We start from the raw sequence: 20,298 nt of genomic DNA, 5'->3' as shown, positions 1-20,298 counted from the left end.
ACTCAGCCGACGCCGGCGTAGGAGTGCAGGCCGGTGACGACGAGGTTCACGAAGAACAGGTTGAACACCATCACCAGGAAGCCGACGACGTTGACCGCCGCCGCCTTCCGGCCCCGCCACCCCGCGGTCGAGCGGGCGTGCAGGTAGCCGGCGTAGATCACCCAGGCGATGAACGCCGTCGTCTCCTTGGGGTCCCAGCCCCAGTAGCGGCCCCACGCGGCCTCGGCCCAGATGGCGCCCGCGATGACGGCGAAGGTCCAGATCGGGAAGGCCACGGCCGTCGCGCGGTACGCCACGCGGTCGAGCACGGTCGCCTCGGGCAGCTTGGCCGTCCACGCCATCCGGCCGTTCGCGTCGTGGACGCTGCGCAGCAGGTAGAGCACGCTCGCGACCCCGGCGAACAGCAGGATGCCGGACGAGATCACCGCCGCCGTCACGTGGATGGCCAGCCAGTACGAGTGCAGCGCGGGCACCACGGGCGCGGTCTGCGTGTAGAGCACCGTGCCGCCGAGCATCATCAGCACGATCACCGGCAGCAGCACGAAGACGCCGAGGCGGCGCAGCTCCGGGCGGCGGAACAGCACGACGAGCCACGCCAGGACGCCGACCAGCGTCACCGCGGCGACGAACTCGTACATGTTGCCCCACGGCGGGCGGTCGGCCGCGAACCCGCGCACCACCAGCATCGACAGGTGCAACGCCGCGCCGAGCACCGTCAGCGAGACGCCCATGCGGCCGAAGCGCTCGGACGCCGGGCGCGGGGGGCGGCCGACGGGACCGGCGGGACCGGCCGGCTCGTCGGCGAGCGCCGGGTCGTCGGGGACGACGGCGGTGGCGCCGGAGTCGTCCGCGCCCGCGGCGACCCCGGCCGGCACCGCGGCCGGCACGGCCGCCGTCGCCGGCTCGGCGCGGCGGAGCAGGCCGTGCTCGACGGCGTGCAGCAGCATCGCGAGGACGTAGACCGCGAGCGCCGAGTAGAACAGCACGTCGCCGAAGTCGCCCAGCGGGGCGTCGACGTTCATCCGGTACCTCCGTGGTCGCCCGGGGCGTCCTGCCGGGTCGGGGTCTGGCGCCTGCCGGCACCCAGCAGGTCGGTCCGCAGCCGGTCGAACTCCTCGCCGTACCCGGCCTGGTCGGTCCGGGCGAGGCCGCCGAGCTCCACGCTCGACCCCTCCCCGCCCGACACCGTACGACCGTCTGTCGTAGACGGCGACCGCGGCCCCGGCGTCACCCGCACCCAGAACCGGCGCCGCTTGATCGTCAGGGAGAGCGTGATCCCCACGAGGAGCGCGATGGCCGCGACGAGCACCGCGTCCTGGGCGGGGTCGTGGGAGACCTGGAGCCGCACCCACTGCTTGACGTCGTCGAAGCGCACCCGGGTGCCGTCGTCGAGGGTGATCGTCTGCCCCGGCGTCAGGTTCTGGCGGGCCACGCGGACCAGCCGGCCCTGGTCGACCATCGACTGGTCGATCCCGAAGATCGACTGGCCCTTGCCCGAGTCCAGCCCGAGGTCGCCGCGGTAGACGTCGGCGGCCACCTCCGGGTTGGTCAGCGCCGGGTAGGTCGAGGTGACCACGCCCCCACCGCTGGACGTCGGCGCGAACAGCCCGGTGATCGCGAGCTGCGTCCGGCGGCGCTCGGCGTCGGTGGTGACGCTCGGCCGGTCGAACTTGGTGGCGCCCTGGGAGAGGAACGTCGACGGGTCGACGGGCTCCCACTGGATGGCCTGGGTGCGCTGCTCGCCGTCGGGGAAGGTCACCGTGAACTGCGGCGCGTAGCCGTGGTCGAGCAGGTACACGCGCTCGCCGTCGAAGCGCAGCGGGTCGTTGACCTGGATCGTCGCGGGGGTGGGCGCGGCGCCGGTCCGGATCTGCTGCGCGTCGGAGTAGCGGACGGAGGCCTCGAAGGACTGGGGCGCCCCGTCGGGTCGGTACTGCGCGTCGAAGCGGTCGACGTCCAGGCAGAACGGGTCGAGGTTCGTGCCGTCGACGCGCAGGCCGGGACGGAAGGTGTCGTAGGCGAGGATCCCGGAGTTGCAGAACTCCGAGCCGTCGGCCATGACGATGACGTCGCCCTCGTAGCCGAAGAGCTTGCCGACGGCGATCCCGACGAGCAGGGCGAGCAGGCTCATGTGGAAGACGACGTTGCCGACCTCCCGTAGCGCGCCCTTCTCGGCCGAGATCGTGCGGACCCCGCCGGGCTCCTCGCGGACGTCGACCTTCCAGCCGCGCAGGCGTCTCCGGGCGGCGGAGAGGACCTCGTCGGGGTCGCGGTCGTCGGTGCCGGCGGCGTGGTGGGGCAACCGGGACAGGTTGCGGGGGACGGCGACGGTGCGGGCCCGCAGCCCGCGGATCTGCTCCCAGGTCCGCGGGACGAGGCAGCCGACCAGCGAGATGAACAGCAGCAGGTAGACCGCCGAGAACCACGGCGTCGCGAAGAGGTCGAAGATCCCGATCTTGTCGAGCAGCGGGGCGAGCGTCGGGTGCGCCGCGAAGTAGTCCTGCACCGCCTGCGGACTCGGCCCGCGCTGCGGGATGAACGCCCCGGGCAGGGCGGCGAGCGCGAGCAGGAACAGCAGGATGAGCGCCGTGCGCATGCTCGTCAGGCCGCGCCAGGTGTTGCGCGCGAGTGCGAGCAGGTCGCGGCCCCACCGTCGCGGGGCGGGCGGCTCGGGGGCCTCGTCGGGCGGTGTCCGCAGCGTCTGGGTCATGGGGTCACAGCGGGGTCGAGTAGCCGGCGACGGGCTCGCGGAGCAGGGCCACGATCTCGCCCCACAGCCCGGTGGCCAGGGCCAGGCCGACGAGCACGAGCAGCACCCCGCCGGCGATCTGGATGCCCCGGACGTGGGCGCGCAGCCACGCCTGGGCCCGCACCGCGCGGCCGGCCCCGAGCGCGATGAGCACGAACGGCACGCCGAGGCCCGCGCAGTAGGCGAGGACGAGCACCCCGCCGCGCAGCGCCCCGGAGCCCGCGCCGGTCCCCGAGGCCAGCGCGATGACGCCGGTGAGGGTGGGCCCGAGGCACGGGGTCCAGCCGAGGCCGAAGGTCGCGCCGAGCAGGGGCGCCCCGGCGAGGCCCATGCGCGGCACCCAGTGCGGGCGGGTGTCGCGCTGCAGGGCGGGCACGAGGCCGAGGAACACCAGCCCCATCGCGACCGTGACGACGCCGCCGAGGCGCTGCAGCACCGCCTCGTTCGCGACCAGCGCGTCCGCGGCCCACACGATGGCGCCGAGGCCCAGCACGAAGACGACGGTGAACCCGAGGACGAAGAGCGCGGCGGCCCCGGCGAGCCGCAGCCGGCTGCGCGACGCCCGGCGGGGCGGGGCGTCGGTGGCGAGGGCGGTGCCGGTGCCGGTGCCGGTCCCGGCGCCGACGGCTCGGCGCTCGGCCCGCTGGGCGGCGGCCTCCTCGACGGTGACGGCGGGCGCGGTCGCGCCGACCAGCCCCGCCAGGTAGGCGAGGTAGCCCGGCACGAGGGGGACGACGCACGGCGACGCGAAGCTCACCAGGCCCGCGACGAGCGAGAGCCCGAGCGCGAGCAGGACGGGACCCGAGGTCACCGTCTGGGTCAGGTCCATGCGGACCCGCGAGGCCGTGCGTTCATCTCGCGCCCCAGGGTAGGGCGCCTGCGTCCACGCCGCGTGAGGGCGGGGTCGTTCGTCCTACGAGATGTCGTAGGTCACCCCCGAACGTCGGCGCGAGGGGAACCCTCGTGCGACTAGAGCGACCGGACTCTCCCCTCGCGCCCGGCCACCCGGTTCGCGAGGGGAACATCCGGTCGCTCTAGACGGCCGAGGGTTCCCCTCGCGCTGAACGGCGGCGGGGTCAGCCCGACGGCGGCGGCGCCGGCTCGGCCGCGACCCGGTCCACCACGGGCTGCAGGTCGCTCGCGAGCACGGCGGTGAGGAAGACCGCCGCGACCCGGTGCTGGCGGTCCAGCACGATCGTCGACGGCACCGCGTTGCGCGGGTAGCCGGAGAGCACGAGCAGCGACCGGCCGGGCGGGTCGAAGATCGACGGGTAGGTCACCCCGCGGCTGCGGACGAAGTCGGACGCGGCGTCGCGGTCGTCGCGCACGTCCACCCCGAGGAAGCGCACCCCGCGGGCCGCCGACGCCTGGGCCACCTGCTCGAGGCCCGGCGACTCGCCGCGGCACGGCCCGCACCACGACCCCCAGATGTTGACGACGACGACCTGGCCCTTGTCCTGGGCGCTCGAGACCTGCTGTCCGGGGGCGAGCAGGGAGTCCCCGACGATCGGCGCGAGCGGCCGCCGCTGCGCCTCCGGGTAGGTGATCTGGGTCTGGCCGTTCGGCGCGACGAACTGGAACCCGCCGTCGTCGGAGGAGCCGCTCGAGCACCCCGCCAGCAGGGTCAGGCCCACGACGGCGAGCGCGGCGAGCAGTCGTCGCATCAGGCGCCGGTGGCCGACGGGTCCGAGGTGCCCGACGGCTCGGTGTAGGCGATGTCGACCAGGGACTCGTCGTCGAACAGCAGCGTCGTCACCGACCCGAGCGCGCACTGCCGGTGCGCCGGGTTGTGCCAGAGCCGGTCGCCGGCGAGGAACCGCCGCAGCGTCCAGATGGGCAGCTGGTGGGACACGCACACCGCCTCGTGACCGGCCGCGGCCGCCCGCGCGCGGTGGGCCACCCCGAGCATGCGGTGGGCGATCTCGAGGTACGGCTCGCCCCAGGACGGCCGGAACGGGTTGCGCAGCAGCGGCCAGAACTCGGGCTTGCGCAGGGCCCCGTCGCCGACGCCGACGTGCTGGCCCTCGAACGCGTTGGCCGCCTCGATGAGCCGGTCGTCGGTCACCGGCTCCAGGCCGAGCTTCTCCGCGATCGGCTGCGCGGTCTCCTGCGCCCGCTGCATCGGCGAGACGAACAGCGCGGTGGCGTCGGACGACGAGAGGTGCTCGGCCACGCGCAGCGCCTGCGCCCGCCCGGTCTCGGAGAGCCCGTAGCCGGGCAGGCGCCCGTAGAGGATGTGCTCCGGGTTGTGGACCTCGCCGTGGCGCACGAGGTGCACCGCGGTCCGCACGGGACCGGGGCCCGTCACTGCTCCTCCGGCGCGCTCGCGGCGGCCGCGGCCCGCGCGGCGTGCGGCAGCGCGTCGGCGATGACGCTGAACGCCTCGTCGTCGAGGGCCGCGGAGATGAAGCAGGACTCGAAGACGCTGGGTGGGAAGTAGACGCCGCGGTCGAGCAGGGCGTGGAAGAAGGGCGGGAAGCGCCAGGTCTGCGCGGCCTTCATGTCGTCGTAGTCGCGGCCCGGCTCGGCGGCGAACCGGATCGAGATGAGCGAGCCGGCGCGCTGCATCGCGTGCTCGACCCCGGCGCCGCCCAGCGCGTCCGTGATCAGGCGGTGCAGCTGGTCGGCGGCGTCGTCGAGCGCCCCGTAGACCTCCGGCGTGGCGTGCTGCAGCGTCGTCAGGCCCGCGGCGACGGCGACGGGGTTCCCGGCGAGCGTGCCCGCCTGGTAGACGGGTCCGGCCGGGGCGAGGTGGGACATGATCTCGGCGCTGCCGCCGAACGCCGCCGCGGGCAGCCCGCCGGACATCACCTTGCCGAAGCAGTAGAGGTCGCCGGCCACGCCCTCGAGCCCGTACCAGCCCGCGGCCGAGACACGGAACCCGGTCATGACCTCGTCGATGACCAGGAGCGCGCCGTGGGCGGCGCACAGGCGCTTGAGCCCGGCGTTGAACCCGTCGTCGGGGGCGACGGCGCCCATGTTGCCGGCGGCCGCCTCGGTGATCACGCACGCGATGTCCGGGCCGCGCTCGGCGAAGGCGGCGGCGACGGCGTCGAGGTCGTTGTAGGGCAGCACGATCGTGTCCGTCGCCTGGGCGCCGGTGACGCCGGGCGTGCTCGGCAGCCCGAACGTCGCGACCCCGGACCCGGCCTCGGCGAGCAGCGCGTCGACGTGGCCGTGGTAGCAGCCGGCGAACTTCACGACGACGCTGCGGCCGGTGTAGCCGCGCGCCAGGCGGATCGCGCTCATCGTCGCCTCGGTGCCCGAGTTGACCAGCCGCACCTGCTCGACGGGCTCGACCCGCCGCACGATCTCCTCGGCGAGCGCGATCTCGCCCTCGGTCGGGGTGCCGAAGCTCAGGCCGTGCCCGGCGGCCTCGCGGACCGCGTCGACGACGGCGGGGTGGGCGTGCCCGAGGATCATTGGGCCCCACGAGCTGACGAGGTCGACGTAGCGGTTGCCGTCGGCGTCGGTGAGCCAGGGCCCCTGCGCGGAGGACATGAAGCGGGGGGTCCCGCCGACCGACCGGAACGCGCGGACCGGGGAGTTGACGCCCCCGGGGACGACCGCCTCGGCGCGCGAGAAGAGCTCAGCCGAGCGGGTGACCGGCCCGGCTGCCGTCGTGGGAGCGCTGCTCACCGGGCCAGTGTCCCAGGCGCGGCGGTGTGACGGGCGTCCGCCGGGGTGGCCGCTCCCCGGTCAGGTGGCAGGTCCGATCCGTACCGAAGGAGGTGCCGGACGGGCTACGAGATGAGTCCGTTCGGCCGAGAGAGTGATCCTCGTAACAGATCTCGGTCACCGAGCGCTTCCTTCTCCGTCAGCGACGACCGAGGGGGAGCGATCATGGGGCACGACGTGGAGCGGGCGCACGGACGGGACGGAGGGAGGACGGCGGGTCGACGGTCCCGGTGGGGGCGGGTCGCCTGTGGTGTGGCGGGCCTCGCCCTCCTCGCCGGCACGGCGGCGTGCAGCCCGGCGACGGCGACCCCGACGACGTCGAGCTACGACTCCTCGACGTACGGGTCGTCCACCTACGGGTCGTCCACCTACGGGTCCTCGACGGCCGGCACGTCGACCTACGGGTCCTCGACCTACGGCTCGTCGACCTCGGGCTCCTCCACGTACGGATCCTCGACCTACGGGTCGTCGACGTACGACTCGTCGAGCTCCTCGGCCTACGGCGCCGACGGATCGTCCTCGGGCTCGTCGTCCTCGGGCTCCTCATCCTCGGGTTCGTCGGGCGACGTGTACGGCGGCACCTACACGAACTCCGACGGCCAGCAGGTCGAGCGTCCGGACGGCAACAGCTCCGGGGCCACGGCCATCTGCAAGGACGGCACCGACAGCCACTCGAAGCACAAGTCGGGGACATGCTCCGGCCACGGCGGCGTCCGCGAGTGGCTCTGACCGTCGCGGGACGAACGACTCGTTCGTGCACATAGACGCCACGAACGAGTCGTTCGTGCCGCCCGGACCGACCAGCGCGTCTACGCGCCCGGGCGGGCCGTGCGCTCCGCGAGGCCGGCCCGCCACCGCGCGACCGCGTCGATCCCGCACACCAGGGCCGCGGTCACCAGCACCACCCCGACCGCCACCCACGCGCCGAGCACCCGCGTCAGCGGCACCGGCGACACCAGCAGCCCGCCCGTCGAGGGCGTCGTGTCCACCCCGTGCACCAGGCAGAGCAGCCCGGCGACGAACAGCACCACGGCGACGGCGGCCGTCACCACCGCCCGGCGGTTCACGCGCCCTCCATGGGCGACGGGGACGACCCGGACGACGGGGCCGGCGCCCGCTCCGCGAGCACCCGCTCCAGTGCGGCGTGCAGCCCCTCGGCGTCGCGCGCCCAGGCCGCGCGCCGGGTCCCGTCGTCGAGGGTCACGACGACGACGCCGAGGTGGCGCGGCACCGTCGGGTGGTCACCGAAGGGGCGGATGCCGTAGCGGCCGCTGCCGTCGGCCGGGCGCGCACCGGCGATCCGCGCGATCGGCACGGACTCGTCGCCCTGCACCAGCTCCTCGCGGGTCACCCGCACCGCGAGCAGCCGCCGCCGGGCCCGGACGACGAGCGCGATCGGCAGGAACAGCACCAGCCCGATCACGACCCAGGCCCAGGGCGTCGCCCCGCCGGGCGCCAACCGGTCGAGCAGCAGCCCGCCGACGGCGATCACCGGGCCGATCAGCACGGGCCACCAGGGCGCACCCGTCTCGGCGAACCGCACCCCGGCGCCGTCGGGACCCGTCACGACGAGAAGAACGACCGGGCCGCGGGCAGGTGCAGCAGCAGCGCGCCCGCGGCGAACGCGACGAAGTAGACGCCGCCGACGCCGAGGAAGGTCAGCTGCACGAGCCCGGCGACGGCGAGCACCACCCCGATCGCGGTCAGCGCGGCCCGCGCCGGTCCGGAGCCGGCGCGCAGCGCCCGCGTCGCCACCAGCGTGGCGATCCCCACGACGACCAGCACGATCGCCGTCAGGACCAGCGAGCCCGCGCCGGTGCCCGGGTCGGTGATGCCGATCGCCGTCGCGACCGCGAACAGCAGGCCGGTGAGGACCAGCAGCACGCCGAGCACCGCCCAGAGCACGACCGCCGCCGTGACCACGCGGGGCCGGCCGGGCTCCTCGCGGGGCGGGGTCACCTCACGCACGGGCTCGCTCATGCGGGGTCCAACGAGCCGGACGCCGGGATGGTCATCGGTCGAGCCGGCCGGCGAGCTCGCTGGCCCAGTAGGTGAGCACGATGTCCGCGCCCGCCCGCCGGATACCGGTGATCGTCTCGAGGATGGTGCGCTCGCGGTCGATCCAGCCCCGCTCGGCGGCGGCGGAGATCATCGCGTACTCCCCGGAGACCTGGTACGCGGCGACCGGGACCTCCGAGACCTCGGCGACCGAGCGGAGCACGTCGAGGTAGCCCATCGCGGGCTTCACCATCACCATGTCCGCGCCCTCGGCGAGATCCAATGTGGTCTCGCGCAGCGCCTCGCGGGCGTTGGCCGGGTCCTGCTGGTAGGTGCGGCGGTCACCTGTGAGCTGGGAGTCGACGGCCTCACGGAACGGGCCGTAGAACGCGCTCGCGTACTTCGCGGAGTAGGCGAGGATCGCGGTGTCGGCGTGCCCGGACGCGTCGAGCGCCTCGCGGATGCGCCCGACCTGCCCGTCCATCATCCCGCTCGGCGCGACGACGTGGGCGCCGGCCTCGGCCTGGGCGACGGCCATGTCGGCGTAGACCTCGAGGGTGGCGTCGTTGTCGACCGAGCCGTCGGCGGCGAGCACGCCGCAGTGGCCGTGGTCGGTGAACTCGTCGAGGCACGTGTCGGCCATGACCGGCAGCGCGTCGCCGACCTCCTCGCGGACCTCGCGGAGCCCGACGTTGAGGATGCCGTCGGGGTCGAGGGCGCCCGAGCCGGTCGCGTCGTGGTGCGCCGGGACGCCGAACAGCATGATCCCGCCGAGCCCCGCCCCGGCGGCCTCGGCGGCCGCCTTGCGGAGCGTCTCGCGGGTGTGCTGCACGACGCCGGGCATCGACGAGATCGGCTTCGGGGCGTCGAGCCCCTCGGCGACGAACACCGGCAGCACCAGGTGGCGCGGCCGGACGTCGGTCTCGGCGACCAGCCGGCGCAGCGCGGGGGTGGTGCGCAGCCGGCGGGGGCGGTCCGTGGGGAACATGGGTTTCCTCCCGAGGTGGCCTCCGGCCCCGTGAGCAGAAAGTGTCGGTATAGCGACACTTTCTGCTCACGAGCGCGGAGCGCACCTAGCGCTTGCGCGCCTTGGTCTTGCGGGGCGGGGGCAGCGCGCCCTCGGCGCGCAGCTTGTTCGCGTGCGCGGCCAGGGCCTCGACCAGGGCCGGGACCTCGGCGACGTCGGGCTTGACGTCCACGCGCAGACCGAACTCCACCGCGGTCTCGGCGGTCTTCGGCCCGATGCACGCCACGATGGTGCGGGCGTGCGGCTTGCCGGCGATCCCGACGAGGTTGCGGACCGTGGACGACGAGGTGAAGCACACCGCGTCGAAGCCCCCGGTCTTGATCGCCTCGCGGGTCGGCGCGGGTGGCGGCGCGGCGCGCACCGTGCGGTACGCGGTGACGTCGTCGATCTCCCAGCCGCGCGACTGCAGGCCCTCGGCGAGGGTCTCGGTCGCGATGTCGGCGCGCGGGAGCAGGACCCGGTCGACCGGGTCGAGCACGTCGTCGTGCGGCGGGAAGATGTCGAGCAGGCCCTCGGAGGACTGCTCGGTCTGCTCGGCCGGCACCAGCTCGGGGTGCACGCCGAACGCGCGGATCGCCGACGCGGTGGCCTCCCCGACGCAGGCGATCTTCACGCCGGAGAACGCGCGGGCGTCCAGGCCGAACTCCTGGAACTTCTCCCACACCGCGCGCACGGCGTTCTGGGAGGTGAACACCACCCACTGGTAGCGCCCGTCGACGAGGCCCTTGACCGCGCGCTCCATCTGCGCGGGCGAGCGGGGCGGCTCGACGGCGATCGTCGGGACCTCCTCCGGGACCGCGCCGTGCACGCGCAGCCGGTCGCTCATCGCGCCGGCCTGGTCCTTCGTGCGGGGCACCAGGACCCGCCAGCCGTAGAGCGCGCGCGACTCCCACCACGACAGCGCGGCGCGGTCGCCCGCGGCGTCGCCGACGGTGACGGTCAGCGGGCCCTCGAGGTCGGCGCCGTCGGTCGCCAGCTTCTCCACCGACGACGTCACGGTCTTCTGCTTCGACTCGGTGCCCTGCGAGGTCACCAGCGCCGCGGTCTCGGGCTTCCAGCCGTTCTCCACCAGCGACGCCGACGTCGACGCGAGGTCGGCGGCGGTCGCGGTGAGCACGAGCGGCCCGGGTGCGACGGCGAGGGTGGTCCAGTCGAGCCCGCCGCGGACGTCGGCGGCGGTCCAGGCCGAGCCGAGCGCCACGCCCGCGTACGCGGGGACGGCGGTGCTCGCCGGCATCCCGGGCACGACGTCGAACGGCACCGCCGCGGCGGCGACCGCGCGGACCTCGGTGATCACCGGACCGCGGGTGAGCGGGTCGCCCACCACGAGCCGCACCACGGACTCGCCGTCGCGGGCCTGCGCCACGAGGTGCTCGGCGAGCGTCGCCGGGTCCTCGGGGAGCGCCTCGGCCACCTGGGCGCCGTCGGCGAGCGAGCCGGGCGCGGCGGGGTCGGTGTCGGACAGCGGGGAGACCTCGGCGTCGCCGCCGGGGTGGCGCACGGTCACCGGGCGGGGCCCGTCGGAGAGCAGCGCGATCACGTCGGCCGGCACGCCCGGGTCCGCCACGACGTAGGTCGCGGACGCCAGCGCCTCGCGGGCGCGCACGGTCAGCAGCCCGGGGTCGCCGGGGCCGCTGCCGACGAAGGCGACCCGGCCGGCGGTGGTGGAGGGGGGTGCGGTCATGTCCTGTCTCGTCCCATCGTGTTCTCTTCGTCGACGGTCGCGGTCAGCCGGTGGCGTTCGGGTCCGCGCCGTCGGCGAGCAGCTCCTGGGCGAGTGCGCGCCCGAGCTGCTCGGCATCCTTCGTCTCTCCGGTGGCCGAGGCGCGCACCAGCGCGCCCTCGGCCGTCGTCGCGAACGCCCGCAACGAGAGTCTCTCGACGACGTGCCCGTCGTCATCCAGATCCTCGACCACATCGGCCAGGGCACCGATGGCTGCGTTGCACGGTGACCCGAGGTCCGCCAGCACCGCCCGTTCGGCCGTCACGGCGGCCCACGTCGACTCGTCGTGCAGCGTCGACCGCAGGAAGGTCTCGAGCTCGGCGTCGGCCACGCGGCACTCGACGGCGAGCGCGCCCTGCGCCGGGGCGGGCAGCATCTGCAGCGGGTCGAGGACCTCGGTGGCCTCGCCGGCCCGGCCGATCCGCGCGAGCCCGGCCCGCGCGAGGACCACGCCGTCGACCTCGCCGTCGGTGACCTTGCGGATCCGGGTCTCGACGTTGCCGCGGATCCCGACGACCTGCAGGCCCAGCCCGAGCGCGTGCAGCTGCGCGGTCCGCCGGGGCGAGCCGGTGCCGAGGACGGCGCCGGGCGGCAGCTCGCCGAGGACCATCCCGTCGCGCGCCACGAGCACGTCGCGGGGGTCGGCCCGCTCGGGCACCGCGGCGAGCACGATGCCGGGCAGGCCCGCCGTCGGGAGGTCCTTGTAGGAGTGGACCGCGACGTCGATGCGGTCCTCCAGCAGCGCCTCGCGCAGCGCGGAGGTGAACACCCCGACGCCGGTCTGCGCGATCGGGGTGTTCGTGGCCTGCGACCGGTCGCCCAGCGTCGAGATCTCGACGATCTCGACGTCGACGCCCCGCGCGGTGAGCGCGTCGGCCACCAGCTGCGTCTGGGTCTTCGCGAGCAGGCTCGCCCGCGTGCCGATGCGGACGGTGCCGAGCGCGGTCGGCGCCGTCATCGGGCGCCCCCGGGCCCACCCAGGGCAGGGTTGGCCGCGAGCGCCTGGTCGACCTCGCCGGCCTCGAGCCGGGCGGACTCCGCGGTGGTCACCGTGTCGGCCGTGATCCCGGAGCCGCTCGGACCGGAGGTCACAGCGGCCGGTGCCTGCGGGTCGAGCTCGAACAGCTCGCGCAACGCCTCGGCGTAGGTGTCGCCGCCCGGCGACTGGGCGAGCCGCTTCACCTGCACGGTCGGGGTGTGCAGGAGCTTGTCGACGACGCGGCGCACGGTCTTCGCGACCTCGCCGCGCACGTCGGACTCCAGCCCCGGCAGCCGGCCGTCGAGGCGCAGCAGTTCGGCGTCGACCACCTCGGCGGCGCGGCGGCGCAGCGCGGTGACGGTCGGGGTGACCTCCGCCGAGCGCTGCGCGGCGAGGTAGACGCGGACCTCCTCGGCGACCAGCGCGCGGGTGGCCTCCACGGCCTGCCCGGCGTCGTCGCGGCGCAGCCGGTCCCCGAGGGTGGCCAGGTCGACCAGCACCACGCCGGGCAGGGCGCCGACCTCGGGGTCGACGTCCCGCGGCAGGCCGAGGTCGCAGACGACCAGCGGCCGGGGCGCGGAGCGGGCGGCCAGCCCGGCGCGCACGGTGTCGAGGTCGACGACCGTCCCGACGGCGCCGGTGCACACCACGACGACGTCGGCGGCGGCGGCCTCGGGGGCCAGCGCGTCGAGCCCGACGACGCGCGCCGGCGTGCCCTCGGCGGCGGTGATCTCGGCGAGGCGGGCGGCGCGCTCGGGGGTCCGGTTGGCGACGGCGACCTCGCCGATGCCGCGGCGGCGCAGCGCGGCGGCCGCGAGCCCGCCCATCGAGCCCGCGCCGACGACGAGGGCCCGGCGCCCCACGAGGTCGCCCAGGGCGGCCTCGGCGTCGTCGAGGGCCTCGGTGACGACGGAGGCGCCCGCCGCGTCGATCCCGGTCTCGGCCTGGGCGCGCTTGCCGACCCGCAGGGCCTGCTGCGCGACCTCGTGCAGCACGGTCCCGACGGTGCCGAGCTCCCGCGCCGTCGAGTAGGCGCTCCGCAGCTGTCCCAGGATCTGGGCCTCGCCGACCACCATGGAGTCCAGGCCGGCCGACACGGAGAAGAGGTGCTCCACCGCGGAGCCGGCGTAGTGGACGTAGAGGTGGTCGGTGAGGTCGGAGACGTCGGCCTGGGCGTGGCGGGCCAGCACCCCGGAGACCTCGGTGAGGCCGCCGTGGAACGTCTCGACGACCGCGTAGATCTCCACGCGGTTGCACGTCGAGAGCACCACGGCCTCGGAGACGTACTCCCCCGTGATCAGCTCGTCGAGGACCTTCGCCGTGTCCTCGCCGGAGATCGCGACCCGCTCGAGCACCGACACCGGCGCCGTGCGGTGCGACACACCCACGAGCAGCAGACTCATCGGAACACCTTCCCCGTCGCTTCGTTCGCGACCCTGTCGTGCCGGCGGGAGACGTGGAACGCGAGGATCTGCATCTCCACCGCCAGGTCGACCTTGCGCACCTCGACGCCTCCCGGGACCGACAGCACGGTCGGGGCGAAGTTGAGGATGCTCTGCACGCCGGCGCCGACCAGCGCGTCGCAGACCTGCTGCGCCGCGCCCGCGGGCGTCGCCACCACCCCGATGGTCACCCCGCGCTCGCGGCACACGCGTGGGATCTCGGCCACGTCGAGGACCTCCACCCCGTCGATCGTCGTCCCGACCAGCGCGGGGTCGACGTCGAACAGGGCGGTCACGCCGAAGCCCCGCTGGGCGAACCCGCCGTAGCCGGCGAGCGCGTGCCCGAGGTTGCCCACCCCGACGAGCGCCACCGCGTGCGCGCGGGTGAGCCCGAGCACGGACTCGACCTGGGCGGAGAGGCGCGGCACGTCGTACCCGACGCCGCGGACGCCGGAGGAGCCGATGTGGGAGAGGTCCTTGCGCAGCTTGGCGGCGTTCACCCCGGCCGCGGCCGCGAGCACCTCGCTGGACACCGTCCGGACGCCCTGCTCGAGCATCTCCGTGAGCACGCGCAGGTAGACCGCCAGCCGGGCGACGGTGGCCTCGGGGACGCGCGCGGGGCGGCGGGGATTCGCGGCGGGGACCGTGGGGTCGGCGGCGTCGGCAGGGTCGACGGTGTCGGCAGCGTCGGCACTGCCCGTCACGGGGCGCGGTCCACCCCCGTCCACCGTCACGCCGGGAGCCTCCTCGTGCCGCTGTCGTCGATCCCACTGCCGTCGAACGTCGTCACGCCCCGTCGGGGGTGGACGCATGGTCGGCACGGCCACGACCGACGGGCCCCGTCCTGCGTGAGCTGTCCCCGGATTGCCGTCCCCCGAGGGTACCGCTCGTGAACACACGCACAAAGCCGCTGCTCACCGCCCTGCGCCGACCCGTCGGCACCTGGCCGCGACCGAAACAGTCTGCCAGCCCGCCGGGTGACCCGGCACGTCAGGTGCCTACGCAATCAGTGCATCGGGCCCGAGGGCCGCGCCCGCAGGGCTCGGCGCGATGCCCGTGGGGCGGCCCAGGAGGAAGGCCACCGTGGCGCCGTGCATCGCGGCCACCGGGGCGACGGTCGCGGCCAGCGCGGCGGCACCGGCGTCGGTGAACTCCCCCGCCCGGGCGAGCACGGTGGCCCCGACGGAGGCCTCGACGTCGACCGCGAAGGACAGCAGGTCGGTCGGGGCCGTTGCGCGCCCGAGCGTCGCGCGCCGCTCGGTCTCCACCGTGAGCGGCGTCCCGGTGACCGCCGGCCGCCCGGCCGCGGTGAGCAGCGCGTTCCACGCCGCGGCGTGCTCGGTGTGCTGCGCCCCGGCCCCGGACAGGAAGGACGTCACGACGGCGGGCACCTGCCCCACGCGGCCCTCGTTCGCGGCGAGCACCGCGCCGGCGTAGAGGCTGGCCGCGAGGCCGGACAGCGCGGCGCACAGCGCGACCCCGCGCTGGTCGCCGACGTAGGCGGGACGCGGAGTGGTCGACGTGGTGGGCGGCGCGGCCGCGGGGGCCCCGGACGGCGGGGCGGGCGGGCTGTCCGAGCAGGCGGCCAGCGCGCCCGCGCCGAGGAGCCCGGCGGCGCCCCAGCCCAGGACCCGGCGACGGGAGGGGCGGCTCGTGGTGGTCACCCGGAGCCCTCCTCGGGAGGTGAGGCCTTCGCCGTCGGGAAGCGCGTGTCGGGGAACCCGACGGTGCCGACCGCGGCGGGCAGGGTGGTGAGGTCCGGAGGCGCGACGACGAGGTCGGGTCGCCCCGAGGAGAGCAGCGAGTTCACGACGAGCAGGCTCGCCTTCCGCCCGGCCGCGGCCTGGCCGAGGCGCAGGGCGGTGGCCCGCAGGGCCGGGGTGGACAGGCCCGCGGCGTCGGCGACGAGGGTCTGGGCGAGCACGTCCTCGAGGGTCAGCGCGAGCCCGACGACGTCGGCCGGCGTGCGCACCGTCGGGAGCGCCTGGGCCACCACGGAGCCGTAGGCCGGGTCGGGGTCGGTCTGGGCGCGGCCGCCGGCGCCGGTGGTCGCCGAGGACAGCGCGTCGCGGGCGTCGCCCAGCTGGGTCACGGCGGCGGCGACGAGGTCGCGGACGACGGGGACGGCGCGCTCGCCGCCGCCCACCGGGAGCGCCGACAGCGAGCGGTAGGTCGACTGCGCGAGCACGACGAGCGACGTCGCCGTCCGCAGGGCGGGCACGTCCCCGCCGCCGGCCTGGCGGGGGACCGCCGCGGCCGCCGCGAGGGAGGACCGGGAGAGCCTCACGACGAGAGCGCCGTCCGCAGGGCGCCGGGGTCGACCGACCAGGACGCGTGCTCCTCGCCGTCGACGAGCGTCACCGGGACGATGTCACCGAACTCGCCGCGCAGCTCGGCGTCGGCGTCGGCGATGTCCACACGCTCCCACCCCACGCCGAGCTCGGCGCAGACGGCCCGGACGACGTCCTCCATGCGGTCGCACGTCCGGCACTGCGCGCGGACGAGCACCGTCACCCGGACCGGGCGTCCTGTCTCGTCGAGCACTTCGGCCACGCGGGGACCCGTCCTCTCTCGCCGTGGGTCGGCCCCTGGGAGTCTCGCAGACCCCCCGCCGACCGCCGACGGCGTGGTCGGGACCTCTCACCGCAGGTCAAGTGCATGTCAACGAGCCTGGTGGCGGTGGGTGGCGCTCCGGTGACGAGGGCCTCGGGGCCGCACGTATGCTCCGTCCCCAGCGTGCTCCCCGACCGCTCGAGGACGGGTCCGCGCGTGTCCGGAGCGAGTGGTCGTCCAGCGAGGGAGAACGCCTTGTCCGCTGTCGTCGGCGCCGGCGTGACGCCGGGACCCGCCCCCGCGGCGGTCGTCCCGGGCGCACCCGCCCCGACCCGGGACTCGCGCGCGCCGCTGCACGGCGCCCCTTCCGCGCCGACGGCGGTCGACCCCGCCGCGGCCGACGGGGCGCGATGACGGTCGGAGCCGGCGGGATGCCGGAACCGGGGCGTGGGCGGCGCGACCGGTCGGGTCGGTCCGCGTCCATGACGGAGACGCCGCCGCACCCCGAGCCGTCGTTCGGGCAGGCGTACCCCGAGAAGCCGTACCGGGAGCAGCCCTACCCGGAGCAGCCCTACCCGGAGCAGCCCTACCCGGAGCAGCGCGGCCCCGACGCGAGCTGGCCCGCCGGGCCCTCGGCGCCCGCGCCCCGCCCCGTCGAGCACCCCTCGCACCCCGACCTGCCCCGCGTCGAGGGACGGCGCCCCGCGCCGCCCGCCCCCCCGCGGCCGGCGGGTCCGCCCGGGCCACCTCCCGGGCCGCCGCCCGGTCCCCCTCCTCCGGCACCGCCTCCTCCCCCGGCCGGTGCCCCCGGCCCGCCGCACCCGGCAGTACCGACCGGCCCCGTGGCCGTGCCCGGGCCGGCCCACCCGCCGACGACCCCCATCGAGGCGCCCCGACCCCCCGAGCCCGAGGAGCGCGGCGAGGACGACCGGGGTGACGACGCCGAGCTCGACGACACCGAGCTCGAGGACACCGGCCTGGACGAGGCCGACGAGCAGGTCGCGGACGGCTGGGCCCTGGTGCGGGCCACGCAGGAGGGCGACGTCGACGCGTTCGGCCGGCTCTTCGACCGCTACCACGACGTGGTCTTCCGGTTCGTCTTCTACCGGCTCGGCGACCGCGGGGTGGCCGAGGACCTGACCCAGGAGACCTTCGTCCGGGCGTTCCGGCGCATCTCCTCGGTCAGCTACCAGGGTCGCGACATCGGCGCCTGGTTCGTGACGATCGCCCGCAACCTGGTGCTCGACCACGTCAAGTCGAGCCGCTACCGCCTCGAGCAGGCCACCCCGGAGATCACCGACGTCGCGCCGGACTCGCACCGGCCCGGCCCGGAGAGCGAGGTCATCGCGGGGGCGACGCACGAGGAGCTGCTGCGGTGCGTGGCCAAGCTCGGCGAGGACCAGCAGGAGTGCATCACTCTTCGGTTCCTCCAGGGACTCTCCGTGTCCGAGACTGCGCACATCATGGGGCGCAACGAGGGCGCGGTGAAGGCGCTGCAACACCGTGCGGTACGACGACTCGCTCAACTGCTGCCCGAGGGTTTGCGGTGAGTGACAACGATGTAGTTCCACCCGTCGGCGTGTATCTCGTAACCGGGCGCCCCTCCGGTCGTTTCGACGTACGACGAGCACGGTTCGTGCCGGACGGCACGAGCGCACGATGAGGACGGACGACATGTCGAGCGGTCGCGACGGGGCAGACGAGCGGTTCGCCGCTGCCTGGGACGAGCGGATGCGCGGGCGCGCAGCCGGTCGTCGCGCGCACCCCGGCGCATCCGGGGCGCCACTGGGCGATCATGACCGGACCGGTGACCGGGAGCTGGACGCGGACCTGCGGATCGCGGACCTGCTCACCCGGGCCGGCGAGGCGGGCCGCGCCGGCTCCGGACCCGATCCCGAGGCCTCCCGGCGCATGCGCGCCTCCCTCATGGCGGCCCTCGCCGAGGAAGCGCCGCCGCAGGTCCCCGTGACCCGGCGCACCGAGCGGGTGGAGGCCGGCGCCGCCGGCCACGGTCGTCGTCGTGCCGACCGCCGCGGCGACGCCCGGCCGGGCGACCGCCGCCCGGGGACCACCACGCGGACCCCGTCCGCCGGGCCGGGACGCTCGGCGCGCCGCGGCACCACCGCCCGCCGCCTGCTCTCGACCACGGTGGCCGGTATGGCCGCCGTCCTCGCCCTGGGTGCCCTCACCGTGCTGCTCTCGCGCGGCGCGCTGCCCGGCGACATGCTCTACGGCCTCAAGCGCGCCTCGGAGTCCACCGAGATCGGGCTGACCTCCGGCCAGGAGGCGAAGGCCCGCAAGCACCTCGACGTCGCCGCGCTGCGCCTCGACGAGATCCAGGAGCTGATCCAGCGCGACAGCACCACCGCGGCCGGGTCGCAGCCGACCGCCGCGGGCGCCGACGACGCCGACGCCGCGCTGGTGGCCGACAACCTCCGCGCCTTCGACGACCAGGCCCGCACCGGTGCCCGGATGCTGCTCCCGCTGGTCAACAAGCCGGCCGGCCCGCCGCCCGGCCTCCTCTCGCAGTGGGCCACCCAGCAGGCGCAGACGCTGAACGGGTTCTCCGCGTCGCTGCCCGACGGGGGCAAGCAGCAGGCCGCGTCCTCCCAGCGCCTGATCTCCCAGCTGCGCGAGCGCGCCGCGGCGTTCGAGAAGTCCACCAGCACCCCGTGCGGTGGCTCGGACTCCGACGACCTCGGCCCGCTCCCGTCCGCGGCCTGCTCCGCCGCGGCGAACCAGGACAGGGCGCCGAGCCTCGCCCTGCCGCAGACCTCGACGTCGGCGACGAAGACCTCAACGCCTGCGACCCGCCGCGCCACCTCGTCCTCGGAGACGACGACCACCACGACGGACGAGTCGACGACGAGCAAGTCGAGCGGGGACGGGAACGACAAGCCGCTGCTGCCGCTGCCGCTCTCGCCCACGACGACGGCGCCGCCGATCAACGTGCCGGTGCCCGTCCCGGGGCTGCCGAAGGTGCAGCTGCCGCCGCTGCTCCCCGGGCTCCCCGGGCTCTCGCTCGGCAACTGATCCGCTCGGTCACGGTGCGGCCCGACGAGGTCGGTCCGCACCACTAAGGTGGTCCGCACAGGACCGCGCCCGGCCGGGCCGGTGCCCCGCGGGAGGCGAGGAGGAGTCGGGCGGTGGTTGGACGGCGCGACCGGCGCACCGACGCCCCGGCGACCGGGACGGTGCTGAACGGCTCGTCCGCGGACGGCCCTGATCCGGACGGCCCTGATCCGGACGGCGCCGACGCCGGTACGGCCGGCGGGTCCGCCGCCCGGGACGCGGGGGCCGCGGCGGCCGCGGCCGCCGAGACCGCCGGCCCCGTCCTCCCCAGCGTGCCGCCCGACCTCACCGCCGCCGCGTTCTTCGACGTCGACAACACGATGATGATGGGCGCGTCGATCTTCCACTTCGCCCGCGGCCTCGCCGCCCGGAAGTTCTTCTCCGGGGCCGACCTGCGCGGCTTCGTGTGGCAGCAGGTGAAGTTCCGCCTCGGCGGCGAGGGCACCCCGGAGGACATCCGGGCCCACCGGGAGGCCGCGCTGTCGTTCGTCGCGGGCCGGGAGGTCTCCGAGCTGGTCGAGCTCGGCGAGGAGATCTACGACGAGCTCATGGCCGACCGGATCTGGGAGGGCACCCGGGCGCTGGCCCAGATGCACCTCGACGCCGGGCAGCGGGTCTGGCTGGTCACCGCGACGCCGCTGGAGCTCGCCGCCATCATCGCCCGCCGCCTGGGGCTGACCGGGGCGCTCGGCACGGTCGCGGAGCACCACGACGGGGTCTACACCGGCCGGCTGGTCGGCGAGCTGCTGCACGGCCCGGCCAAGGCCCACGCGGTCCGCGCTCTCGCCGCCCGCGAGGGCCTGGACCTGCGGCGCTGCTCGGCGTACTCGGACTCGATCAACGACGCCCCGATGCTCTCGGTGGTCGGCACCGCGGTGGCGGTGAACCCCGACGCCGACCTGCGCGGGCTCGCCCGCAAGAACGGGTGGGAGATCCGGGACTTCCGCTCCGGGCGCAAGGTCGCCCGCATCGGCGTGCCCTCGGTGCTCGGGGCCGGAGCGGTCGCCGGGGCCGTCGCGGCCGGGGCCGCCTACTCACGGCGCCGCATGTGAACGCGTGTGGTCGTCCGGGCGACCA

The 20,298-nt window shown here is 75.5% G+C and carries 22 protein-coding genes; 5 read left to right on the top strand and 17 right to left on the bottom strand.

Annotation, left to right across the window (positions count from 1 at the left end; translation table 11 throughout):
• Positions 1-2: 2 nt before the first annotated feature.
• From ccsB to hemL, 6 genes are all read right to left on the bottom strand, one after another.
• The gene (gene ccsB, locus HH311_RS18995; protein ID WP_169185248.1) at positions 3-1,022 is read right to left on the bottom strand and encodes a c-type cytochrome biogenesis protein CcsB; all 1,020 of its coding nucleotides are present in this window, start codon (positions 1,020-1,022) and stop codon (positions 3-5) included.
• The gene (locus tag HH311_RS18990; RefSeq protein WP_169185247.1) at positions 1,019-2,710 is read right to left on the bottom strand and encodes a cytochrome c biogenesis protein ResB; all 1,692 of its coding nucleotides are present in this window, start codon (positions 2,708-2,710) and stop codon (positions 1,019-1,021) included. The genes ccsB and HH311_RS18990 overlap by 4 nt, the downstream gene beginning before the upstream one ends.
• A gap of 4 nt (positions 2,711-2,714) precedes the next feature.
• The gene (locus tag HH311_RS18985; RefSeq protein WP_169185246.1) at positions 2,715-3,578 is read right to left on the bottom strand and encodes a cytochrome c biogenesis CcdA family protein; all 864 of its coding nucleotides are present in this window, start codon (positions 3,576-3,578) and stop codon (positions 2,715-2,717) included.
• A 247-nt stretch (positions 3,579-3,825) separates the two neighbouring features.
• A complete protein-coding gene (locus HH311_RS18980) occupies positions 3,826-4,413 on the bottom strand; it encodes a TlpA disulfide reductase family protein (protein WP_169185245.1) in 588 nt (195 codons plus the stop codon).
• On the bottom strand, positions 4,413-5,039 hold the full coding sequence (locus HH311_RS18975) for a histidine phosphatase family protein (protein WP_169185335.1): 627 nt from the start codon (positions 5,037-5,039) through the stop codon (positions 4,413-4,415). Before HH311_RS18975 ends, HH311_RS18980 begins: the two co-directional genes overlap by 1 nt.
• Positions 5,040-5,053: 14 nt before the next feature.
• On the bottom strand, positions 5,054-6,388 hold the full coding sequence (gene hemL / locus HH311_RS18970; RefSeq protein ID WP_169185244.1) for a glutamate-1-semialdehyde 2,1-aminomutase: 1,335 nt from the start codon (positions 6,386-6,388) through the stop codon (positions 5,054-5,056).
• Positions 6,389-6,679: 291 nt separating this feature from the next.
• On the opposite strand from hemL, the gene HH311_RS32750 reads away from it, so the two are divergent.
• Positions 6,680-7,156: a DUF3761 domain-containing protein gene (locus HH311_RS32750; RefSeq protein ID WP_312030240.1), complete on the top strand. Its 477-nt coding sequence runs from the start codon at positions 6,680-6,682 to the stop codon at positions 7,154-7,156.
• Positions 7,157-7,236: 80 nt separating this feature from the next.
• Here HH311_RS32750 and HH311_RS18960 read toward each other — a convergent pair whose 3' ends face one another.
• The 11 genes from HH311_RS18960 to HH311_RS18910 form a co-directional block, all read right to left on the bottom strand.
• Positions 7,237-7,494 (bottom strand): hypothetical protein, encoded by a 258-nt coding sequence (locus tag HH311_RS18960; protein ID WP_169185242.1) that lies wholly within the window; start codon positions 7,492-7,494, stop codon positions 7,237-7,239.
• Complete coding sequence (locus tag HH311_RS18955; protein ID WP_169185241.1) at positions 7,491-7,994, bottom strand: hypothetical protein; 504 nt, start codon at positions 7,992-7,994, stop codon at positions 7,491-7,493. Before HH311_RS18955 ends, HH311_RS18960 begins: the two co-directional genes overlap by 4 nt.
• Entirely contained in the window at positions 7,991-8,407 is a 417-nt protein-coding gene (locus HH311_RS18950) for a hypothetical protein (protein WP_169185240.1), read from the bottom strand. Before HH311_RS18950 ends, HH311_RS18955 begins: the two co-directional genes overlap by 4 nt.
• A gap of 31 nt (positions 8,408-8,438) precedes the next feature.
• On the bottom strand, positions 8,439-9,413 hold the full coding sequence (hemB, locus tag HH311_RS18945; RefSeq protein WP_169185239.1) for a porphobilinogen synthase: 975 nt from the start codon (positions 9,411-9,413) through the stop codon (positions 8,439-8,441).
• A gap of 85 nt (positions 9,414-9,498) precedes the next feature.
• The gene (locus HH311_RS18940) at positions 9,499-11,136 is read right to left on the bottom strand and encodes a uroporphyrinogen-III synthase (RefSeq protein ID WP_169185238.1); all 1,638 of its coding nucleotides are present in this window, start codon (positions 11,134-11,136) and stop codon (positions 9,499-9,501) included.
• Between the two features lie 43 nt (positions 11,137-11,179).
• Positions 11,180-12,133 carry a hydroxymethylbilane synthase gene (gene hemC, locus HH311_RS18935; RefSeq protein ID WP_169185237.1) on the bottom strand — a complete coding sequence of 318 codons (954 nt, stop codon included), beginning with the start codon at positions 12,131-12,133 and terminating at the stop codon, positions 11,180-11,182.
• Positions 12,130-13,557 (bottom strand): glutamyl-tRNA reductase, encoded by a 1,428-nt coding sequence (locus HH311_RS18930; protein ID WP_169185236.1) that lies wholly within the window; start codon positions 13,555-13,557, stop codon positions 12,130-12,132. The genes hemC and HH311_RS18930 overlap by 4 nt, the downstream gene beginning before the upstream one ends.
• Entirely contained in the window at positions 13,554-14,300 is a 747-nt protein-coding gene (locus HH311_RS18925) for a redox-sensing transcriptional repressor Rex (protein ID WP_312030239.1), read from the bottom strand. The genes HH311_RS18930 and HH311_RS18925 overlap by 4 nt, the downstream gene beginning before the upstream one ends.
• 294 nt (positions 14,301-14,594) lie before the next feature.
• Entirely contained in the window at positions 14,595-15,260 is a 666-nt protein-coding gene (locus HH311_RS18920) for a ferritin-like domain-containing protein (RefSeq protein ID WP_169185235.1), read from the bottom strand.
• Positions 15,257-15,883, bottom strand: a complete 627-nt coding sequence (locus HH311_RS18915; RefSeq protein WP_169185234.1) for a ferritin-like domain-containing protein — start codon at positions 15,881-15,883, stop codon at positions 15,257-15,259. The genes HH311_RS18920 and HH311_RS18915 overlap by 4 nt, the downstream gene beginning before the upstream one ends.
• Positions 15,880-16,149, bottom strand: coding sequence for a glutaredoxin family protein (locus HH311_RS18910; RefSeq protein WP_312030238.1), 270 nt, complete (start codon positions 16,147-16,149; stop codon positions 15,880-15,882). The genes HH311_RS18915 and HH311_RS18910 overlap by 4 nt, the downstream gene beginning before the upstream one ends.
• Positions 16,150-16,404: 255 nt before the next feature.
• On the opposite strand from HH311_RS18910, the gene HH311_RS18905 reads away from it, so the two are divergent.
• The 4 genes from HH311_RS18905 (at position 16,405) to HH311_RS18890 (ending at position 20,273) form a co-directional block, all read left to right on the top strand.
• Positions 16,405-16,563: a hypothetical protein gene (locus tag HH311_RS18905; RefSeq protein ID WP_169185233.1), complete on the top strand. Its 159-nt coding sequence runs from the start codon at positions 16,405-16,407 to the stop codon at positions 16,561-16,563.
• A gap of 563 nt (positions 16,564-17,126) precedes the next feature.
• On the top strand, positions 17,127-17,699 hold the full coding sequence (locus tag HH311_RS31015; RefSeq protein WP_211190481.1) for a sigma-70 family RNA polymerase sigma factor: 573 nt from the start codon (positions 17,127-17,129) through the stop codon (positions 17,697-17,699).
• Between the two features lie 124 nt (positions 17,700-17,823).
• Positions 17,824-19,182 carry a DUF5667 domain-containing protein gene (locus tag HH311_RS18895; protein ID WP_169185231.1) on the top strand — a complete coding sequence of 453 codons (1,359 nt, stop codon included), beginning with the start codon at positions 17,824-17,826 and terminating at the stop codon, positions 19,180-19,182.
• A gap of 164 nt (positions 19,183-19,346) precedes the next feature.
• Positions 19,347-20,273 (top strand): HAD-IB family hydrolase, encoded by a 927-nt coding sequence (locus HH311_RS18890; protein ID WP_211190480.1) that lies wholly within the window; start codon positions 19,347-19,349, stop codon positions 20,271-20,273.
• The last annotated feature ends 25 nt before the right edge of the window (positions 20,274-20,298 follow it).

This window comes from Actinomycetospora sp. TBRC 11914, from assembly GCF_012933465.1.
In the GTDB taxonomy this organism is placed as follows: Bacteria; Actinomycetota; Actinomycetes; order Mycobacteriales; family Pseudonocardiaceae; genus Actinomycetospora.
The sequence above is the reverse complement of the archived record's forward strand: the minus strand, read 5'-3'. Positions and strand labels throughout refer to the sequence as shown.

Bases quoted from the DNA above. Each gene is read 5' to 3' on its own strand.
- ccsB (WP_169185248.1), bottom strand. From the start codon at position 1,022: ATGAACGTCGACGCCCCGCTGGGCGACTTCGGCGACGTGCTGTTCTAC.
- HH311_RS18990 (WP_169185247.1), bottom strand. From the start codon at position 2,710: ATGACCCAGACGCTGCGGACACCGCCCGACGAGGCCCCCGAGCCGCCC.
- HH311_RS18985 (WP_169185246.1), bottom strand. From the start codon at position 3,578: ATGGACCTGACCCAGACGGTGACCTCGGGTCCCGTCCTGCTCGCGCTC.
- HH311_RS18980 (WP_169185245.1), bottom strand. From the start codon at position 4,413: ATGCGACGACTGCTCGCCGCGCTCGCCGTCGTGGGCCTGACCCTGCTG.
- HH311_RS18950 (WP_169185240.1), bottom strand. From the start codon at position 8,407: ATGAGCGAGCCCGTGCGTGAGGTGACCCCGCCCCGCGAGGAGCCCGGC.
- hemB (WP_169185239.1), bottom strand. From the start codon at position 9,413: ATGTTCCCCACGGACCGCCCCCGCCGGCTGCGCACCACCCCCGCGCTG.
- HH311_RS18940 (WP_169185238.1), bottom strand. From the start codon at position 11,136: ATGACCGCACCCCCCTCCACCACCGCCGGCCGGGTCGCCTTCGTCGGC.
- hemC (WP_169185237.1), bottom strand. From the start codon at position 12,133: ATGACGGCGCCGACCGCGCTCGGCACCGTCCGCATCGGCACGCGGGCG.
- HH311_RS18930 (WP_169185236.1), bottom strand. From the start codon at position 13,557: ATGAGTCTGCTGCTCGTGGGTGTGTCGCACCGCACGGCGCCGGTGTCG.
- HH311_RS18895 (WP_169185231.1), top strand. From the start codon at position 17,824: ATGTCGAGCGGTCGCGACGGGGCAGACGAGCGGTTCGCCGCTGCCTGG.